Raw genomic sequence first — 17,660 nt, 5'->3', positions numbered from 1 at the left:
AGCGCAGCGAAGCAACCCAGTGCGGCGCCACATTTTTTCAGGTTACGCTGCCCTGGGTTGCTTCGCTGCGCCCGCAATGACGGGACGCAGTCCTGTCGGCGCGCTGCCGCCTCAGATGTCCAGATCGACCCCGTCGGCGAAGGCGGCGCGCTCGCTGATGAAGGCGAAGCGAGCTTCCGGTTTGTTGCCCATCAGGCGCTCCACCGTGTCGCCGGTGGATTCCCGCGCCTCGTCGAGGATCGCGACCCGGAGCAGAGTGCGCTTCTTCGGGTCCATGGTGGTCTCCTTGAGCTGGGCCGGCATCATCTCGCCCAGGCCCTTGAAGCGCCCGATCTCGACCTTGCCGCCCTTGAACACCGTCTTGGTGATCCGCTCCCGGTCGGCGTCGTCCCGGGCATAGGCGACCTTCGAGCCCTGCTGCAGCCGGTAGAGCGGCGGGATCGCCAGGTAGAGGTGGCCGCGGTCGATCAGCTTCGGCATCTGCCGGTAGAAGAACGTGATCAGCAGCGAGGCGATGTGGGCGCCGTCCACGTCGGCGTCCGTCATGATGATCACCTTGTCGTAGCGCAGATCCGTCTCGCGGAAGGCCGAGCCGGTGCCGCAGCCGAGCGCCAAGGTCAGGTCCGAGATCAGCTGGTTGGCGCCGAGCTTGTCTCGGGAGGCCGAGGCGACGTTGAGGATCTTGCCGCGCAGGGGCAGGATCGCCTGGGTGGTCCGGTCGCGGGCCTGCTTGGCCGAGCCGCCGGCGGAATCACCCTCGACGATGAAGATCTCGGAGCCCGCCGTGCCGGCGGCCGAGCAATCCGCCAGCTTGCCGGGCAGGCGCAGCTTGCGGGTCGCGCTCTTGCGGGCGACCTCTTTCTCCTGGCGCCGGCGCAGCCGCTCCTCGGCCCGGTCGATCACCCAGTCGAGCAGCTTGTTGGCCTGGGCCGGGGAGGCGGCCAGCCAATGGTCGAAGGCGTCGCGCACCGCCGTCTCGACGATGCGCTGGGCCTCCACGGTGGCGAGCTTGTCCTTGGTCTGGCCCTGGAATTCCGGCTCGCGGATGAACACCGAGAGCATGGACGCGCAGGTCGCCATGACGTCGTCGGTGGTCACCGCGGTCATGCGCTTGGCTTGGTTCACGCGCTCGGCATGCTCGCGCAAGGCCCGCAGCAGCGCGACCCTTAAGCCCGCCTCGTGGGTGCCGCCCTCGGGGGTGGGAATCGTGTTGCAGTAGGAATGCGAGAAGCCGTCCTCAGCGACCATCCAGGCCACCGCCCATTCGAGCGAGCCGTGCGAGCCGGGCCTGGTCACCTTGCCGGTGAACATCGCCTCGGTGACCAGATCCTTGCCCTCGATGTCCCGGGCGAGGTAGTCGCGCAGCCCGTCGGGGAAGCGGTGCACCGCCTCGGCCGGCACGCCCTCCAGGCCTTCGAGCAAGGCAGGGGCGCAGCGCCAGCGGATCTCGACGCCGCCGAACAGGTAGGCCTTGGACCGCGCCATCTTGAACAGGCGGCGCGGGTCGAACTTCAGCGAGCCGAAGATCTCGGCATCGGGATGGAACCGCACCCGCGTGCCGCGGCGATTCTGCACCCGGCCGACCAGCTCCAGCGCCCCCTGCGCGTGGCCGCGCGAAAACGTCTGTCGATACAGGGTCTGGTTGCGAGCGACCTCGACCTCGAGGATGTCGGACAGGGCATTGACCACCGAGATGCCGACGCCGTGCAGGCCGCCGGAGGTCTCGTAGACCTTCGAGTCGAACTTCCCGCCGGCATGCAGCGTCGTCATGATGACTTCGAGCGCCGACTTGCCGGGGAATTTCGGGTGCGGGTCCACCGGGATGCCGCGGCCATTGTCGGTGATCACCAGGGAGCCGGATTCCTCCAGCTCGACCTCGATGAAGCTGGCATGGCCGGCCACCGCCTCGTCCATGGAATTGTCGATCACCTCGGCGAAGAGGTGGTGCAGCGCCCGCTCGTCGGTGCCGCCGATATACATGCCGGGCCGGCGCCGGACCGGCTCCAGCCCCTCCAGCACCTCGATGTCGGAGGCGGTGTAGCCGGCCTCAGGCTCGGCCGCCGCGATCGTCGGGACCGAGGCAGATTCCGCCAGCCGCCGCCGCGGCTCCGCCGGACGCGGGGCAGGGGGCTTGCTGCCGGGCCCGAACAGGTCGCGCGCCGGGTCGCTCACGCGCGGCCTCCGCGAGCGCGGCGCATCGGCCGGCTCGGTGTTGGGCAGACGGGCCTCGAATCGTGCAGCATGCGCCTTCATCCCCGCATCATAGCGGAACAAAACATAAACATCCAGAGCGTTCGGTGCGTCGCCGAACCGCTCCACCATCGCATGCTGCGCCGCCGCGAGCGAGGGGCGCAGCCTGGGCCGACGGTCGTCTCGCTGCGGCTGCCGTCATCACGACGTTGCACAACGGTGAGTTAACGCTTCGTCGCCGCCGTTCCGGAACGGAACCGGGCGGCCCCGTCCGCGTTTGGTCGGGAAAGAGCTTGGGCGTGGTCCGGGAGCCGCCGTCGATGAGCAACGCCGCGATCGAGGCCCGCCGCCTCACCCTGATCCGTTTCGAGCACGCCGCCGGCACCGCCTTCGGGTGTGATGACGACGCGCCGGCCACCGTGCGGCCGACCCGCTTCCTTGTGAACGCCGTCACCGTCGCGCTGGCGACCGCCGCCACCGCGCTGGCGGCGACGATCACCTACCTCGCCTGATCAACGACCCGGCCTGATCAACGCGAAGAGTTCGGGCCAATTCTTCGAAGAGACAGGGCGCGGCCGTCAGCCGGCGCCGGTTTTCTTCGAAGGAGCCTTTTTCGCCGCCGGTTTCTTCGCAGGCGCCTTCTTGGCTGCCGGCTTCTTATCGGAAGCCGCAGCCCGCGCCGGCGCCTTCCGGGCCGAACCCCGCTTGACCGGCTTGCCGCCGCCCGACGCCCGCTTGGCATTCACCAGCGCGATCGCCTCGTCGAGGGTCAGGGCCTCGGCATTCATCGTCTTCGGCAGCGTCGCGTTGACCTCGCCATCGGTGACATAGGGGCCGTACTTGCCGGCCTTGACCACGAGGTCGCGCCCGCTCGTCTCGTCCTTACCCAGGGGCCGCCCCGGATCGGCCGCCGGCCGGCCGCGCCCGCCGCCCTGCTCCTTGGCCACGATCAGGTCGATGGCGCGGTTCGCCCCGACCTCCAGCACGTCGTCGTCCTTGCCGAGATTGGCGTAGGTCTTCCCGTGCTGCACGTAGGGTCCGAACCGGCCGAGATTGGCCAGGATCGGCTCCCCGGTCTCGGGGTGGCGCGCCACCTCGCGCGGCAGCGACAGCAGGGCCAGCGCCTTGTCCAGATCGACCGAAGACGGTGAGAGCCCCTTCGGCAGGGATGAGCGCTTCGGCTTCGCCGCGTCCTTCTCGGTGGAGGCTTCCCCGAGCTGCACGAAGGGCCCGAACCGCCCGTCGCGGATCGTCACCGGCATCCCGGACACCGGATCGTTGCCCAGCACCCGGACGCCCGGCTGGCCGCCCTCGGCCGAGGACCCGTCACCGTCGCCGTCGACCCCGGAGGCCGAGAGCTGGCGGGTGTACTTGCACTCCGGATAGTTCGAGCAGCCGATGAAGGCGCCGAACTTGCCGAGCTTCAGCGAGAGCTGGCCGGTGCCGCAGACCGTGCAGGTGCGCGGGTTCGAGCCATCGCCCTTGTCGGGGAAGATGTGCGGGCCGAGCAGGCCGTTGAGGGCCTCCAGCACGTCGGTGACGCGCAGCTCCTTGGTCTCGCCGATCGCCGCGGAAAAGTCCTTCCAGAAATCGCGCAGCACCGCCCGCCAGTCGATCTCGGCATTGGAGACGCGGTCGAGCTGGCCTTCGAGGTCGGCGGTGAAATCGTACTCGACGTAGCGCCGGAAGAAGCTCTCCAGGAAGCCGGTAACGAGACGCCCCTTGTCCTCCGGCTGAAGCCGCTTTTTCTCGATCTTGACGTATTCACGGTCGCGCAGCGTCTGAAGAACGGCCGCGTAGGTCGAGGGCCGGCCGATGCCGAGCTCCTCCATGCGCTTGACCAGGCTCGCCTCGGAATAGCGCGGCGGCGGCTCGGTGAAGTGCTGGGTCGAGGTGATGCGCTCACGGGTGAGCGGATCGCCGGCCTTCATGGGCGGCAGGCGCTTGCTCTCCTCGTCCTCCTCGTCGTCCTTGCCCTCCTGATAGAGCGCCAGGAAGCCGTCGAACTTCACGACCTGGCCGGTGGCACGCAGGTCGATCCGCCGCGGGCCGACACTCGCCGTGACGTCGACGGTGGTCCGCTCAAGCTCGGCCGATTCCATCTGGCTCGCCATGGTGCGGGTCCAGATCAGGTCGTAGAGCTTGGCCTGCTCCGGCTCGAGATGACGCGCCACCATCTTGGGCAGGCGGCTCATGTCGGTCGGGCGCACGGCCTCGTGGGCCTCCTGCGCGTTCTTGGCCTTGACGCTGTACTTGCGCGGCACGTCCGGGACGTAGCGGTCGCCGAACTCCTTGCCGATCACCTTGCGGGTGTCCTGGATCGCCTCCGGCGCCATGTCGACGCCGTCAGTCCGCATGTAGGTGATGATGCCGACCGTCTCGCCGCCGACATCGACACCTTCGTAGAGCCGCTGGGCGACCCGCATGGTCTGCGCCGGCGCCATCCCGAGTTTTCGCGAGGCCTCCTGCTGGAGGGTCGACGTGGTGAAGGGCGGCTGCGGGTGGCGCTTGGCCGGCTTCGCCTCGACGCTCGCCACCTTGAAAGTCGCGAGTTCGAGGTCGCGCTTGAACGCGGCCGCTTCGTCGCCGGTGCCGACATCGAGGCGCTGGATCCGCTTGCCGTCGGCGCCGACGAGGCGGGCCTCGAAGGTCGCACCATCCGTGGTGGTCAGGGTCGCGACGATCGACCAGTACTCGCGCGGCTTGAAACTCTCGATCTCCATCTCGCGCTCGACCACGAGCCGCAGCGCCACCGACTGCACGCGACCGGCCGAACGGGCGCCGGGGAGCTTGCGCCACAGCACCGGCGAGAGGTTGAAGCCGACGAGATAGTCCAGCGCCCGGCGCGCCAGGTAGGCATCGACCAGGGCCTGGTCGATCTCCCGGGGCTTGCGCATCGCCGCCTCGACCGAGGCCTTGGTGATGGCGTTGAAGGTCACGCGCTCGACCGGGATGCCCTTGAGCACCTTGCGGGCGTTCAGCGCCTCCAGAACGTGCCAGGAGATCGCCTCGCCCTCGCGATCCGGGTCGGTCGCCAGAATCAGCTTGTCCGCGCCCTTGACCGCCTTGGCGATCTCGCTGACGCGGCTGGCGCCCCGGTCCGCGAGCTCCCAGACCATGTGGAAATCCTGCTCGGGATCGACCGAGCCGTCCTTGGCCGGCAGGTCGCGGATATGCCCGAAGGAGGCGATCACCTCATAGTCGCGGCCGAGATATTTGTTGATCGTCTTGGCTTTAGCCGGCGACTCGACGACAACGACTTTCATTCAGACCTCTGCCCCTCGACGGAGCCTGGGCGCGACGGACGAATTCTGTTCGAAATTCGCGTGGGACGAGTGCCCGCCGTCGGGCCGGGGCCGCGCGCCGGGGACAAGTGGGTTACGGGCGGCGGGTTGTCAAATGGCGGAGGTCCCGGCCAGGTCGCTCGGGGCTCCTCGGATGCGACGCGCGAATCCGTATGACAGCCAATCGATAGAGATCGGTTGCGTTCCGGCCAACCGCCACACAACCTAGGCCGGGCGGGACGTTTGAGCACAGGCCCATACGGTTGGGCGGATCGCCCCAAGCCGTCATTGCGAGCGCAGCGAAGCAACCTAGGGAAACGCTACGTTCTGCAACCGCGCGCTACGCTGGGTTGCTTCGCTGCGCTCGCAATGACGGTGGTGTGTCTTTGGACCGGATCAGATCCCCGCGTACCACTCGTAGCCGCGATCTTCCCAGTAGCCGCCGCCGCCCTGTCCGAAGCCCGACAGCGACTCCACCAGTTCGACCCGCATCACGTATTTGGCCTGCTTGTAGCCGAGCTGGCGCTCCACGCGCAGGCGCAGGGGGGCGCCGTTCGAGACCGGCAGCGGCTTGCCGTTGAGGTCGTAGGCGAGGATCGTCTGCGGGTTGAAGGCGTCGAACAGGTCGATGCTCTCGTAATAGCGGATCGGCGTGCGCTTATCCTCGGGCGCCTCCGGCTCCGGTGCGCCCTGGCCCCAATCGTCCTTGGGCGCGTCGGTGGCGGTCGGCGCGCCGCCCCAATCCTCGGCGGCGGCGAGCTGGATATAGCCGTCGCGGACCGAGCCCGGATGTTCGGGCCGCCACAAGGAGGCGCCGTCGCCGCCTTCGAGGCCGCCGCCGGCATATTCCAGCGTGTCGGCGCAGTGGAACACGGCGTAGCGCGCCTGCGGCTTCAGCCCGGCCCGGGTCAAGAGCTCGGCGAGCGGGACGCCGGACCATTGCCCGATGCAGCTCCAGCCCTCGACGCAATCGTGGCGGGTCACCTGGGTGCGACCGGGCAAAGCCCGCAGATCAGCCAGGCTGAGGGACAGAGGCTTCTGCACCAGCCCGTCGATCGTCAGCTTGAACTCCGAAAACTTCTTCGCCGCCAGGGCGCGGAAATCGCGGTCCGGCGGGTCGATGGTGCCGTTCGGCTTGAACCAGGGTGAGATCATCGCGGCCGGATATTCCCGGGCCAGGGTCGCGGGCGACATCAGCAGGCGCTGGACGAACAGGTTCGCGTCCTCGCCGACCTTGAGGGTCCGGCGCCCGGTCTCCGTCCCGGCGAAGCGGTCGCAACCGCCGAGCAGGGCGGTTCCGGCGAGGCCGGCGCCGGCGGTGAGCAGCTTGCGGCGGTGCAGGATCATCGCGCGGTCTCCTTCTCGGGACGGCCGAGGCTGAACCAGCCGGTGAGCATTCCGCGCATGTTGTTGACGAAGCCGGAGACCAGCACGAGCACCACGTGGACGACCACGAACAGCACCAGCAGCCCGGCGGCGATGAAGTGGATGGTGCGGGCCGATTGCCGGCCGCCGAACAGCTCCGGCAGCCAGTGCCAGGCCGCATCGACCCCGGGGGACATGGCGAGCCCGGCCAGGACCATCGCTGGCAGCAGGACCAGCACCACCACGAAATAGGTGAGCTTCTGGATGACGTTATAGCGCTTGGCCTCCTCGCCCTCGGGGAAGCGCAGCAGCAGGTGCTCCTTCACGGAGCCGCCGAAGTCGCGGATCTGGTCCCCGTCCGGGATCAGGCGCCGGCGCAGCTGGCCGCTGAACAGCCCGTAGAGGAGATAGACCGCGCCGTTCAGCACGAGGAACCACGCGAACAGAAAATGCCAGCGCCGCCCCGTCGTGAGGTCCTGATCCGCCGGGAGGGTCGCCCAGGACGGGAAGGCTCGGTCCACGGCGGTGTTGCCCTCCCGGGACAGGCCCAGCACCCCGGTGGTGTCGAAGCTGTGCGACCCGATTGTCACGACGCCGCGATTGGTGCCGTCGCGCCCCTGCTCGCTGGTGATCGCCAGAGCCGGATCGTCGAAGGTCGAGACCGCCCCCCAGTAGAGAGCCGGGTGAGCGTTGAAGATCTGCAGGCCGCTCATCAGCAGCACCAGCAGCACCGCGGCGTTGATCCAATGGGCCAGCCGGATCACCGCCGGGTGGCGGTAGAACCAGCGGCGCCCCGTGGCGTCGACGGTCTCGGGCGCTTCGCGCGCGGGGGTCGCGTCCAAGGCTTCGTCTCTCAAGCTTTCGGTACTCAAGCGTGCGTCTCGCAAGGGTCGTGGCTGTGCGGATCCGGCTGATACGTGGCGCAGCCGCGCAAGTTACCAACCGATGAAAAAAGGCCGCAGGGGCGCCCGCGCCTTGCCGGGACGGCGAGCCGGACCTACACCCCGGTCTCATCATGACGAGCCCCGCGCCCCCGGCCTTCCCGCACCGGCACCTCCTCGGCATCGAGGGGCTGACCCGGCCCGACATCGAGGTGCTGCTCGACGCGGCCGATGCCGCCGTCGACATCTCCCGGCAGGTCGAGAAGAAGCGCACGACGCTCCGGGGCCGCACCCAGATCAACCTGTTCTTCGAGCCCTCGACCCGGACGCAATCCTCCTTCGAGCTCGCCGGCAAGCGACTCGGCGCCGACGTGATGAACATGTCGGTGGCGTCCTCCTCGGTGAAAAAGGGCGAGACCCTGATCGACACCGCCGCGACGCTCAACGCGATGCGGCCGGACATCATCGTGGTGCGCCACGAATCGGCCGGCGCGGTGCATCTGCTGGCTCGCAAGGTCGATTGCGCCGTGGTCAATGCCGGCGACGGCGCCCACGAGCACCCGACCCAGGCGCTCCTCGACGCGCTGACGATCCGCCGCAACAAAGGCCGGATCGAAGGGCTTCAGGTCGCGATCTGCGGCGACGTCCTGCATTCGCGGGTGGCACGCTCGAACATCATTCTGCTGCAGGCGATGGGCGCGCGGGTGCGCCTGATCGCGCCCTCGACCCTGCTGCCCGCCGGGATCGGGCGCTTCGGCGTCGAGACCTTTACGGACATGCGCAAGGGCCTGGACGGCTGCGATATCGTGATGATGCTGCGCCTCCAGCGCGAGCGCATGAACGGCTCGTTCGTGCCCTCTGTGAAGGAGTATTTTCGGTATTTCGGCCTCGATGGTGAAAAGCTGGCGCTGGCCAAGCCCGACGCCCTGGTGATGCATCCCGGCCCGATGAATCGCGGCGTCGAGATTTCTTCCGAGATCGCCGACGGCGCGCAATCGCTGATCCGCGAGCAGGTCGAGATGGGGGTGGCCGTGCGCATGGCCGTGCTCGAAGCGCTGGCCCGGCACCTGCCGAACGGCTGAGACCGCCATCCGAACCGATTGAATTCAAGCTTAAGTCGGACAAAGCGGGGATGCTTTCATCCCGGCGGCTTGCCCGCGGGGCGGCCGTAGCGCAGTTTCCTGCCGAATACGGCCTCGGCCGAACCCTTAAGGCCGACCTCACATGCAGATCGCTTCATGACCGCCTACACGCTCGCCGACCTCGCCAAGCTCGTCGCGAGCCGCGCCGGAACCGATCCGGAGACCTCCTACACGGCCAAGCTCCTGTCCAAAGGCCCCGCCGAAGCGGCAAAGAAGCTCGGCGAGGAGGCCGTGGAAGCCGCCATCGCGGCGGTGCAGGGCGACAAGACCGGCCTGCGCAACGAGGCCGCGGACGTGCTCTACCACCTCGTGGTGCTGCTCCGGGCCGGAGGCGTCGAGCTCGATGCCGTCATGGCGGAGCTGGAGCGCCGCACCGCGCAGAGCGGGATCGCCGAGAAGGCCGCGAGGCGCCACGCGTGAACGCGGCCGCGCTGCCGGGCTCGGTCGAGGCGATCCTCGACGCATCGGATCGGCTCTCGCCCTATCGCCGCTTCAGCCGCGAGGAATGGGCGCAGCTGCGCGCCGACACGCCGCTGACGCTCAAAGCCGAGGATATCGAGCGGCTGCAATCGATCAACGACCCGATCTCGGTCGAGGAAGTGGTGGCGATCTACCTGCCGCTGTCGCGGTTGCTGTCGCTCTACGTCGCGGCGACGCAAGGCCTGTTCAAGGCGACGCAGCGCTTCCTGCTGGCCGAGCGCGAGACCAAGGCCCCCTATATCATCGGGCTGGCCGGCTCGGTGGCGGTGGGCAAGTCGACCACCGCCCGGATCCTGGCCGCCCTGCTGGCCCGCTGGCCCAATACCCCGAAGGTCGACCTCGTCACCACCGACGGGTTCCTGCTGCCCAATGCCGAGCTGACCGCCAACGGCATCATGGAGCGCAAGGGTTTTCCGGAGAGCTACGACACCGCCGCGCTGCTGCGCTTCCTCCACGACGTGAAGGCCGGCCACAAGCGGGTGACCGCGCCGCTCTACTCGCACCTCGTCTACGACCGGGTGCCCGGGGAGGAACGGGTGGTGGAGAGCCCCGACATCCTGATCGTCGAGGGCCTGAACGTGCTCCAGCCCGCCCGCCTGCCGCGGGACGGCACCGCGATCCCGTTCGTCTCCGACTTCTTCGACTTCTCGATCTATCTCGACGGCCACGAGGACGACCTGCACCGCTGGTACGTCACCCGGTTCATGCGCCTGCGCCAGACCGCATTCCGCGACCCGCGCTCCTACTTCCGGAAATACGCCGAGGTGCCCGAGCGCGAGGCCCTGGACATCGCCGACCGGCTCTGGACGACGATCAACCTGCCGAACCTGCGCGAGAATATTCTGCCCACCCGCCAGCGGGCGAGCTTGATCCTCACCAAAGGCGCGAGCCACAGGATCGAGAGCGTGGCGCTGCGGCGGCTGTAACACCTCACACGAACGGCAACTCCGCCTCCGCCACATACGGCCCGCCGCCGGTGGACTCCTTCGCCGAGAACATCGTCACCCGATCGACCACGAAAGAAAGTGGCGCGAAGGCCGGCCCTTGCGAGAGGTACATCGCCACCGCCTCCGGGCTGGCCTCGCGCTTGAGGCGGGCCAAAGTGACGTGCGGGGTGAATTTTCGGCGCTCCGGCTCGACGCCCGCCCGGCGCACCAGCCGCTCCTGCTCGGCCTGGAGATCGATCAGCTCCGGGCTCGGCACCACCGAGGCGTAGAGCGCCCGCGGCCGGTCGCCGCCGAAGATGCCGAGCCCGTCGAGCGTCACCGTGAGGGCGGCGCGCGCGCGCATCTCGGCCATCGCCTCCAGCACGTCCTCCGCGACCGGCACCGCGACATCGCCGAGGAATCGCAGGGTGACGTGATAGTCGCCGGGCTCGATCCAGCGCGCCCCCGGCAGGCCGCCCCTGTAGATCCGCAGCGCGTCCGCGACCTCGGCCGGCACGGCGAGCCCGGTGAACAGCCGCGGCATCAGCGCGACGCCCCCTGCCGGAGGCCCCCCAAAAACGTCTCGACCGTGGGGAGGATCTGGGTCGCGATGGTCTCGACCCCCCGGGCGTTTGGGTGCAGCCCGTCATCGAGATGCTGGGCCCGGTCGCCGATGATCCCGTCGAGGAAGAACGGGTAGAGGATCAGGTCGTAGCGCTTGGCGAGATTCGGGAAGATCGCGTCGAACCGCGCCTTGTAGTCCGGCCCGAGATTGGGGGCGGCCTGCATGCCGGCGAGCAGCACCGGGATGCCGCGGGCCTTGAGCCGCTCGATGATCGCCGCGAGCGCCCCTTCGGTGACCTTCGGGTCGGTGCCGCGCAGCATGTCGTTGGCGCCGAGTTCGAGGATGACCCCAGCGGTCCCATCCGGCACCGACCAGTCGACCCGGTCGAGCCCGCCCGTGGCGGTGTCGCCGGAAACCCCGGCATTGGCCACCGTCACGTCCGCGCCCTTGGCCTTGAGCAGGCGCTCCAGCACGGTCGGGAAGGCCGCATCCGACGGCAGGCGGTAGCCCGCCGTGAGGCTGTCGCCCAGCGCGACGAGCTTGATCGGCCCGCCGGGCGCCGCGTGACTAACTGTCATGAAAGGGAACACCAGACCCGCTAGCGCTGCGACAAACAGGGCGACCCGCCGGGCGCGGCGGGCGCCGTCATGGCGCGGCCCCAATGCGCCCCCCATATCGCGGTGCACTAACGGCCCGTGCAGCCAAGTTCGAAGCCAAGTCAGGACCTCGCGCGCCATGCTCGTCATCGCCCACAGATCGGCCGCCTCGTGAGCCACGGCAAGGTGCTGCGCGAGCCGGCGATCGCGTTGTCCGACATCGATCTCAGCCTCGGCCGCGGCGCCGCAAGGGTGCACGTCCTGCGCGGCATTTCGCTCAGCGTCGATCGTGGCGAGGCGGTGGGGCTGGTCGGCCCCTCGGGCTCGGGCAAATCGACCCTGCTAATGGTGATGGCCGGTCTGGAGCGGCCGGATTCCGGCGGCGTCGTGATCGAGGATACCGACCTCGCACGCCTCGACGAGGACGCGCTCGCCCGCTTCCGGGGCCGGCGCATCGGCATCGTGTTCCAGGCCTTCCACCTGGTCCCGACCATGACGGCGCTGGAAAACGTCGCGCTGCCGCTGGAACTCGCCGACCGGCCCGGCGCCCTGGAGCGGGCCCGCGCCGAGCTGGAGGCGGTCGGCCTCGGGCACCGGCTACACCATTATCCGGCGCAGCTCTCGGGGGGCGAGCAGCAGCGCGTCGCCATCGCCCGGGCGGTCGCCCCGGATCCAGCGATCCTGGTGGCCGACGAGCCCACCGGCAATCTCGACGAAGCCACCGGCCGGCAGATCGTAGACCTGCTGTTCCGGCTGAAGCGCGACCGCGGCGCGACCTTGGTGCTGGTCACCCACGACAACGGCCTCGCCCGCCTGTGCGACCGCACCGTGCGCCTGCGCTCGGGCCGGATCGAGGAGGCGGTGAGCGCCTGATGCACGGCACGGTCACCCGCCCCGAACCTTCCCCCCGCCGTATCCCGCTCACTCTGCGCCTGGCGGTTCGCGAATTGCGCGCCGGCCTGTCCGGCTTCGGGGTGTTCCTCGCCTGCATCGCGCTCGGCGTCGCGGCGATCGCCGGGGTGGCGTCGATCTCGCGCTCGCTCTCCGACGGCCTCGGCCGGGAGGGGCGGCGCATACTCGGGGGCGATCTCGCCTACAACCTAATCAACCGCGAGGCGACCGAGGCCGAGCGGCAGGCCCTGTCGCGTGAAGGAAAGGTCGATGCCGTGGCATCCCTGCGGGCCATGGCGGTGGCGGGCAGCGGCGACGCCGCGTTGGTCGAGCTGAAAGCCGTCGACCCCGCCACCTACCCGGCGGCGGGCGAGCTTGTCACCGAGCCGCCGGGCCGGCTCGCCGATTTGCTGGTGGCGCGGGACGGGGTGCCGGGTGCGCTTGCGGACCCGGCCCTGCTCACCCGTCTCGACGTGAAAGTCGGCGACCGCATCGCGCTGGCCGGCCACGCGATCGCGATCCGCGGCACGCTCACCTCCGAGCCCGACAAGATCGCCGGCGGCATCGGCTTCGGCCCGCGGCTGATGATCTCGGAGCCGACCCTGCGGGCCACCGGCCTGGTCCAGCCCGGCAGCCTCAACCGCTGGAGCTACCGCATCGTCCTGCCCAAGGACGCGGCCGGGGATTCCGATCTCGACGCCGCGCAAGCGCGGATCCGCGCCGCGACCCCGGAGGCCGGCTGGGAGATCCGGTCGCGCAGCAACGCCGATCCGCGCTTCGCCAAGAGCATCGAGCGTTTCACTCAGTTCCTGACCCTGGTGGGCCTGACCGCGCTGATCGTCGGCGGCGTCGGCGTCGGCAACGCCGTCCACGCCTTCGTGGAGCGCAAGCGCCCCTCGATCGCGACGCTGAAGAGCGTTGGCGCGCCGGGCTCGCAGGTGGTCGCCCTCTATCTCACGCAGGTGATGCTGATCGCCGGGATCGGGACGCTGATCGGGCTCTTGATCGGGGCGAGCCTGCCGTTCGCGCTGGACGCGCTGTTCTCCGCCGATCTGCCCCTGCCGCTGAACCCGACCCTCGCCCCGGGCGAATTGGCGCTCGCTGCCGCCTACGGGCTGCTCACCGCCTTCGCGTTTGCGATCACGCCGCTCGGGCGCGCCCACGACGTGCCGGTCTCGGGCCTGTTCCGCGACACGGTCGATCCGGCCCGGGTCAGCCCGCGCTGGCGCTATCGGTTCTGGCTCGCCCTGAGCCTGGCGGCGCTCGTTGGCCTGTCGGTCGGCACAGCCTTCGACCGGCGGGTGGCGCTGATCTTCATCGCGGCTGCGGCGATCGCCTTCGCGCTGTTGCACGGGGTCGCGCTCGGCCTGATGGCGCTCGCCCGCCGCCTGTCGCATCCGCGCTGGCCGGCGCCTCGGATGGCGCTGGCGAATCTCCACCGGCCGGGGGCGCTGACGCCCGCCATCGTCCTGTCCCTGGGCCTCGGGGTGACGCTGCTGGTCACCCTCAGCCTGATCGACGCCAATGTTCGCCGCACGATCAGCGCGACACTGCCGGCGCGGGCGCCGAATCTGTTCTTCCTCGACATCCCGTCCCGGGACGCCGCCGAGTTCCGGGCGTTCCTGGCGCGCTCGGCGCCCAACGGCAAGATCGAGGACGTGCCGATGATGCGCGGCCGGATCGTCGCCCTGAACGGCGTACCGGCCAACAAGATCCGCCCTCCGGAGGACGCCGCCTGGGTCCTCGACGGCGACCGGGGCATCACCTACGCCGATACGGTGCCGGAGGGCTCGACCCTCACGGAGGGCGCGTGGTGGAGCGCCGAGCAGGGGGCCAAGCCCCTGGTCTCGTTCGAGGCCGAGCTCGCGCGCCAGCTCGGTCTGAAGGTCGGCGACAGCGTCACCGTCAACGTACTCGGGCGCGATCTCAGGGCCACGATCTTCAACCTGCGCCGGGTGGAATGGCGCAACCTCGGCATCAACTTCGTGATGGTGTTCTCACCCGGCACCTTCCGCGGCGCACCGCACTCGGACCTCGCCACCCTGTCGCTCCCGGGCGGCACCGATGCCGGCGCCGAGAACCGCATCCTGCGCGACGTCGCGAAGACCTTCCCGTCGGTGAGCGCCGTGCGGGTCAAGGACGCCCTCGACGCGATCGGCGACCTCGTCGGCCGCCTCGTCCTGGCGATCCGCGGGGCGAGCGCCGTGGCCGTGCTGGCGAGCCTGTTCGTGCTGGCAGGCGCCATCGCGGCGGGCCACCGGGCGCGCCTCTACGACGCGGTGGTGCTCAAGGTGCTGGGCGCCAGCCGGGCGCGGCTGCTCTCGGCCTACGCCATCGAGTACGCGGCATTGGGCCTCGCCACCGCCCTGTTCGGCCTCGCCGCCGGCAGCGTCGCCGGCTGGGTGATCGTCGCGAAGGTCATGCATCTCGACTTCCGCCTTGACCTGTCGGGCGCGCTGGTCGCGGCCATGGCCGCGGTGGCCCTGGCGATCCTGCTCGGGCTGGCTGGGACCTGGCGGATCCTGGGGCAGAAGCCCGCGCCGTATCTCCGGCAGATCTAGGGACGGGTTTTCGCTCGCCTGACGACGGTTGGAGGGATGGTTAAGACTTCGCCCCGAGACATCGAAGCGCTGCGACGCTGGCAACCGTCAGTCGAACCGGCCGTCGGGATCGCGGGAATCCATTTTAATCCCTGACTTCATGGACAAAAATACATCCGCGTCCCCCGTAAAACCGGCCTCGCAACCGTGGCCGGGGACTTGTGCAGGCGGCGGCGGCGCAACATATTCCGGTCCGAGGCGCCAGCCTGGCGCCAGAGGTCCTGCGTGGGCCTCGCCCGAACACCACGCTGAGAGAGCCTCCGCAAGGAAACTCCCATGGCATTCGAGAACTCACCCTTCCGGTACGGCGCCCAGCAGCCGTCCGGTTACGCCGGCAGCCAGGTTCAGGTCGATCAGGGCCTGCGCACTTTCATGCTCGGCGTCTACAACAACATGGTCGTCGGGCTCGGCATCTCCGGTCTCGTCGCCCTCGGTCTGAACATGGCGTCGGTCGCGGCCTACCAGGGCTCGCGCCCGATCCTGACCCCCTTCGGTCAGACCCTTTACAACAGCCCGCTCAAGTGGGTGCTGATGCTTGCCCCGCTCGCGTTCATCTTCGTCTTCTCGATGCGGATGGACCGGATGTCGGCCTCGTCGGCCCGGACGATGTTCTGGGCCTTCGCGGCGGTGATGGGCGCCTCGATGTCCTCGCTCCTCCTGGTCTTCACCGGGGCGAGCGTGATCCAGGTGTTCTTCATCACGGCGGCTGCCTTCGGCTCGCTGAGCCTGTACGGCTACACCACCCAGCGTAGCCTCTCGGGCATGGGCTCGTTCCTGATGATGGGCCTGATCGGCATCATCCTGGCGTCGCTCGTGAACATCTTCTTCGCGTCGTCGGCCCTGCAGTTCGCCATCTCGGTGCTCGGCGTGCTGATCTTCGCGGGCCTGACAGCCTACGACACCCAGAAGCTCAAGGAGATGTATCTCTACGGCGGCTTCGACGGTGAGGCGGCGGCCAAGATGTCGGTGAACGGCGCCCTGACCCTCTATCTCGACTTCATCAACATGTTCCAGTTCCTGCTGAGCCTGATTGGCGACCGCCGCTAGGCTTTGGACGAACCCGGACTTGAGGAAACCCCGGCGGGAAACCGCCGGGGTTTCTTTTTGCCTGTATCGACGGCCTCCGCGCGCTATCGTGCCGCCATGCTCGACAAAATCTCCGGCCTGTCCGCCTTCCCGATCACTCCGAGCGATGCCGAGGGCAGCGTCGATGAGACAGGCCTGCGCCGACTGCTGGCGCGTCTTGCGGAGGCGGAGGTCGATTCGATCGGCCTGCTCGGGAGCACCGGGACCTACGCCTACCTGTCCCGGGAGGAGCGCCGCCGCGCCGTGACCATCGCCGCCGAGACCTTGGGCGGCCGGGTGCCGATCCTCGTCGGGATCGGGGCGCTGCGCACCGACGAGGCGATCCGGCTGGCCCAGGACGCCCGGGCGGCCGGCGCCGATGCCGGCCTGCTCGCGCCGGTCTCCTACACGCCGCTCACCGACGACGAGGTATTTCGGCATTTCGAGGCGGTGGCCGGCGAGGGCGGTCTGCCGCTGGTGATCTACGACAACCCCTCGACCACGCATTTCCGCTTCTCACCGGCCCTGATCGGCCGGATCGCCCGCCTGCCCGGCGTGGTGGCAGCCAAGTGCCCGGCGCCGGAGCCCGAAGCCGCCGCGGCCGGAGTGGCGACGCTCCGAGCGGCGGTCCCGGCGGATGTGTCCGTGGGGTTCAGCGGCGACTGGAATGTGACCGAGGCGCTGATCGCCGGCGGCGCGGCCTGGTTCAGCGTCGCGGGCGGCCTGTTTCCGAGAACCTGCCTGGCGATCACCCGTGCCGTCCAGGCGGGCGACGCGGCGCAGGCCCGGGCGCTGAACGCCGAACTCGCGCCCCTCTGGATCCTGTTCAAGGCGCATTCGAGCCTGCGGGTCGTGTACGCGCTGGCTGACCATCTCGGCCTCTGCCGGGCCGAGCCGCCGCGGCCGATCCTGCCGCTGGCGCCGGAGATCCGGGCGGAGATTTTTGCGACTGTCCGGACCTTGAGCCTCGCCTGAGAAACTCAGACCGCCCGCGGCGGCGGCTCCAGCACGGCGAGCACCCGGGCCAGCTCGGTCCCGCGCTTCATCACCAGGCCGCTCGCGGCGATCACCGCGTAGGCGCCCTGGCGGCGGGCGAGCTTCGGATCCTTCTCGATCCGGTACAACGGCATCTCGGAACTGCGGCGGTAGATCGAGAACACCGCCTTGTCCCGGCGGAAATCCATGGCGTAGTCGCGCCACTCGCCCGCGGCGACCTGCCGGCCGTAGAGGTTGAAGATCGTGCGCAGCTCGTCCCGGTTGAAGGCGATCTGCGGAGGTTCCGCACGGGCGGGAAACGGAATGACATGGCCCGCCGCATCGTCGGGCCGCGACCCCGCGCTCATCCGCTCCGTCATCGTCACTCCGTCATGCCCATGCTTTGCCGAATGATGGCCCCCGCCGCTGCACCCCGCAAGGGTGGCCGTGGCGGACCCCGTGTCGCGCGAGACACAGACCAGCGGCAAAAAACATGGTTCCGCCCGATTTGCGCCTTTTGCGAGCCGCGTTGCGGCAGTACAACAGTGACTGAACCTCGCCGGGTCCTGCCCGGCCGGCGACCGTAACCCAGCTCCCCAGCCTTCGGTCACCGGTCGGGATCCCAGAATTCGGCACTCCGAGGTTTCGAGACCCAAGGACTTCAGGCCGCCCCCTCCGGGCGGCCTTTTTTGTCTCCCGT

General features: G+C 69.3%; 15 protein-coding genes. 8 read left to right on the top strand and 7 right to left on the bottom strand.

What is annotated here, in order from left to right:
• Positions 1–111: 111 nt before the first annotated feature.
• Positions 112–2,172 (bottom strand): DNA topoisomerase IV subunit B, encoded by a 2,061-nt coding sequence (gene parE / locus BM228_RS12255; protein ID WP_092040665.1) that lies wholly within the window; start codon positions 2,170–2,172, stop codon positions 112–114.
• 338 nt (positions 2,173–2,510) lie between these two features.
• On the opposite strand from parE, the gene BM228_RS12250 reads away from it, so the two are divergent.
• Positions 2,511–2,702 (top strand): hypothetical protein, encoded by a 192-nt coding sequence (locus BM228_RS12250; protein WP_092040663.1) that lies wholly within the window; start codon positions 2,511–2,513, stop codon positions 2,700–2,702.
• Positions 2,703–2,768: 66 nt separating this feature from the next.
• On the opposite strand, the gene topA is transcribed toward BM228_RS12250, so the two are convergent.
• The 3 genes from topA to BM228_RS12235 form a co-directional block, all read right to left on the bottom strand.
• On the bottom strand, positions 2,769–5,456 hold the full coding sequence (gene topA, locus BM228_RS12245) for a type I DNA topoisomerase (protein WP_092040495.1): 2,688 nt from the start codon (positions 5,454–5,456) through the stop codon (positions 2,769–2,771).
• A gap of 414 nt (positions 5,457–5,870) precedes the next feature.
• Positions 5,871–6,821 carry a molybdopterin-dependent oxidoreductase gene (locus tag BM228_RS12240; RefSeq protein WP_092040492.1) on the bottom strand — a complete coding sequence of 317 codons (951 nt, stop codon included), beginning with the start codon at positions 6,819–6,821 and terminating at the stop codon, positions 5,871–5,873.
• Positions 6,818–7,681: a cytochrome b/b6 domain-containing protein gene (locus tag BM228_RS12235; RefSeq protein ID WP_092040490.1), complete on the bottom strand. Its 864-nt coding sequence runs from the start codon at positions 7,679–7,681 to the stop codon at positions 6,818–6,820. Before BM228_RS12235 ends, BM228_RS12240 begins: the two co-directional genes overlap by 4 nt.
• A gap of 173 nt (positions 7,682–7,854) precedes the next feature.
• On the opposite strand from BM228_RS12235, the gene BM228_RS12230 reads away from it, so the two are divergent.
• From BM228_RS12230 to coaA, 3 genes are all read left to right on the top strand, one after another.
• The gene (locus BM228_RS12230) at positions 7,855–8,802 is read left to right on the top strand and encodes an aspartate carbamoyltransferase catalytic subunit (RefSeq protein ID WP_092040487.1); all 948 of its coding nucleotides are present in this window, start codon (positions 7,855–7,857) and stop codon (positions 8,800–8,802) included.
• A 156-nt stretch (positions 8,803–8,958) separates the two neighbouring features.
• Positions 8,959–9,282, top strand: coding sequence for a phosphoribosyl-ATP diphosphatase (locus BM228_RS12225; RefSeq protein ID WP_092040485.1), 324 nt, complete (start codon positions 8,959–8,961; stop codon positions 9,280–9,282).
• The gene (gene coaA / locus BM228_RS12220; RefSeq protein ID WP_092040482.1) at positions 9,279–10,268 is read left to right on the top strand and encodes a type I pantothenate kinase; all 990 of its coding nucleotides are present in this window, start codon (positions 9,279–9,281) and stop codon (positions 10,266–10,268) included. The genes BM228_RS12225 and coaA overlap by 4 nt, the downstream gene beginning before the upstream one ends.
• A 4-nt stretch (positions 10,269–10,272) precedes the next feature.
• On the opposite strand, the gene thpR is transcribed toward coaA, so the two are convergent.
• Together thpR and BM228_RS12210 are read right to left on the bottom strand one after the other, a co-directional pair.
• Positions 10,273–10,812 carry an RNA 2',3'-cyclic phosphodiesterase gene (gene thpR / locus BM228_RS12215; protein ID WP_092040479.1) on the bottom strand — a complete coding sequence of 180 codons (540 nt, stop codon included), beginning with the start codon at positions 10,810–10,812 and terminating at the stop codon, positions 10,273–10,275.
• Positions 10,812–11,411 (bottom strand): arylesterase, encoded by a 600-nt coding sequence (locus BM228_RS12210; RefSeq protein ID WP_092040660.1) that lies wholly within the window; start codon positions 11,409–11,411, stop codon positions 10,812–10,814. Before BM228_RS12210 ends, thpR begins: the two co-directional genes overlap by 1 nt.
• 189 nt (positions 11,412–11,600) lie before the next feature.
• Here BM228_RS12210 and BM228_RS12205 point away from each other — a divergent pair, with 189 nt between their 5' ends.
• The 4 genes from BM228_RS12205 to BM228_RS12190 all read left to right on the top strand — a co-directional run bounded on the left by BM228_RS12205 (position 11,601) and on the right by BM228_RS12190 (position 16,960).
• Positions 11,601–12,302 (top strand): ABC transporter ATP-binding protein, encoded by a 702-nt coding sequence (locus tag BM228_RS12205; RefSeq protein ID WP_409565401.1) that lies wholly within the window; start codon positions 11,601–11,603, stop codon positions 12,300–12,302.
• Positions 12,302–14,881: an ABC transporter permease gene (locus BM228_RS12200; RefSeq protein WP_092040477.1), complete on the top strand. Its 2,580-nt coding sequence runs from the start codon at positions 12,302–12,304 to the stop codon at positions 14,879–14,881. Before BM228_RS12205 ends, BM228_RS12200 begins: the two co-directional genes overlap by 1 nt.
• A gap of 315 nt (positions 14,882–15,196) precedes the next feature.
• Positions 15,197–15,967 carry a Bax inhibitor-1/YccA family protein gene (locus BM228_RS12195; RefSeq protein ID WP_092040474.1) on the top strand — a complete coding sequence of 257 codons (771 nt, stop codon included), beginning with the start codon at positions 15,197–15,199 and terminating at the stop codon, positions 15,965–15,967.
• Positions 15,968–16,063: 96 nt separating this feature from the next.
• On the top strand, positions 16,064–16,960 hold the full coding sequence (locus BM228_RS12190) for a dihydrodipicolinate synthase family protein (RefSeq protein WP_092040472.1): 897 nt from the start codon (positions 16,064–16,066) through the stop codon (positions 16,958–16,960).
• Positions 16,961–16,965: 5 nt separating this feature from the next.
• Here the strand turns inward: BM228_RS12190 and BM228_RS12185 are convergent, their stop codons facing one another.
• A complete protein-coding gene (locus BM228_RS12185) occupies positions 16,966–17,340 on the bottom strand; it encodes a DUF2794 domain-containing protein (protein ID WP_092040469.1) in 375 nt (124 codons plus the stop codon).
• Positions 17,341–17,660: the final 320 nt, after the last annotated feature.

The sequence above is a fragment of the Methylobacterium pseudosasicola genome (assembly GCF_900114535.1).
GTDB lineage: Bacteria > Pseudomonadota > Alphaproteobacteria > Rhizobiales > Beijerinckiaceae > Methylobacterium > Methylobacterium pseudosasicola.
This window is presented reverse-complemented; position numbering and strand designations above follow the sequence as displayed.

Coding starts and splice junctions, on each gene's coding strand:
- BM228_RS12185 (WP_092040469.1), bottom strand. CDS start 17,340: ATGACGGAGCGGATGAGCGCGGGGTCGCGGCCCGACGATGCGGCGGGC.
- BM228_RS12225 (WP_092040485.1), top strand. CDS start 8,959: ATGACCGCCTACACGCTCGCCGACCTCGCCAAGCTCGTCGCGAGCCGC.
- BM228_RS12210 (WP_092040660.1), bottom strand. CDS start 11,411: ATGACAGTTAGTCACGCGGCGCCCGGCGGGCCGATCAAGCTCGTCGCG.
- BM228_RS12190 (WP_092040472.1), top strand. CDS start 16,064: ATGCTCGACAAAATCTCCGGCCTGTCCGCCTTCCCGATCACTCCGAGC.
- BM228_RS12240 (WP_092040492.1), bottom strand. CDS start 6,821: ATGATCCTGCACCGCCGCAAGCTGCTCACCGCCGGCGCCGGCCTCGCC.
- BM228_RS12200 (WP_092040477.1), top strand. CDS start 12,302: ATGCACGGCACGGTCACCCGCCCCGAACCTTCCCCCCGCCGTATCCCG.
- thpR (WP_092040479.1), bottom strand. CDS start 10,812: ATGCCGCGGCTGTTCACCGGGCTCGCCGTGCCGGCCGAGGTCGCGGAC.
- BM228_RS12250 (WP_092040663.1), top strand. CDS start 2,511: ATGAGCAACGCCGCGATCGAGGCCCGCCGCCTCACCCTGATCCGTTTC.
- topA (WP_092040495.1), bottom strand. CDS start 5,456: ATGAAAGTCGTTGTCGTCGAGTCGCCGGCTAAAGCCAAGACGATCAAC.
- BM228_RS12230 (WP_092040487.1), top strand. CDS start 7,855: ATGACGAGCCCCGCGCCCCCGGCCTTCCCGCACCGGCACCTCCTCGGC.
- BM228_RS12195 (WP_092040474.1), top strand. CDS start 15,197: ATGGCATTCGAGAACTCACCCTTCCGGTACGGCGCCCAGCAGCCGTCC.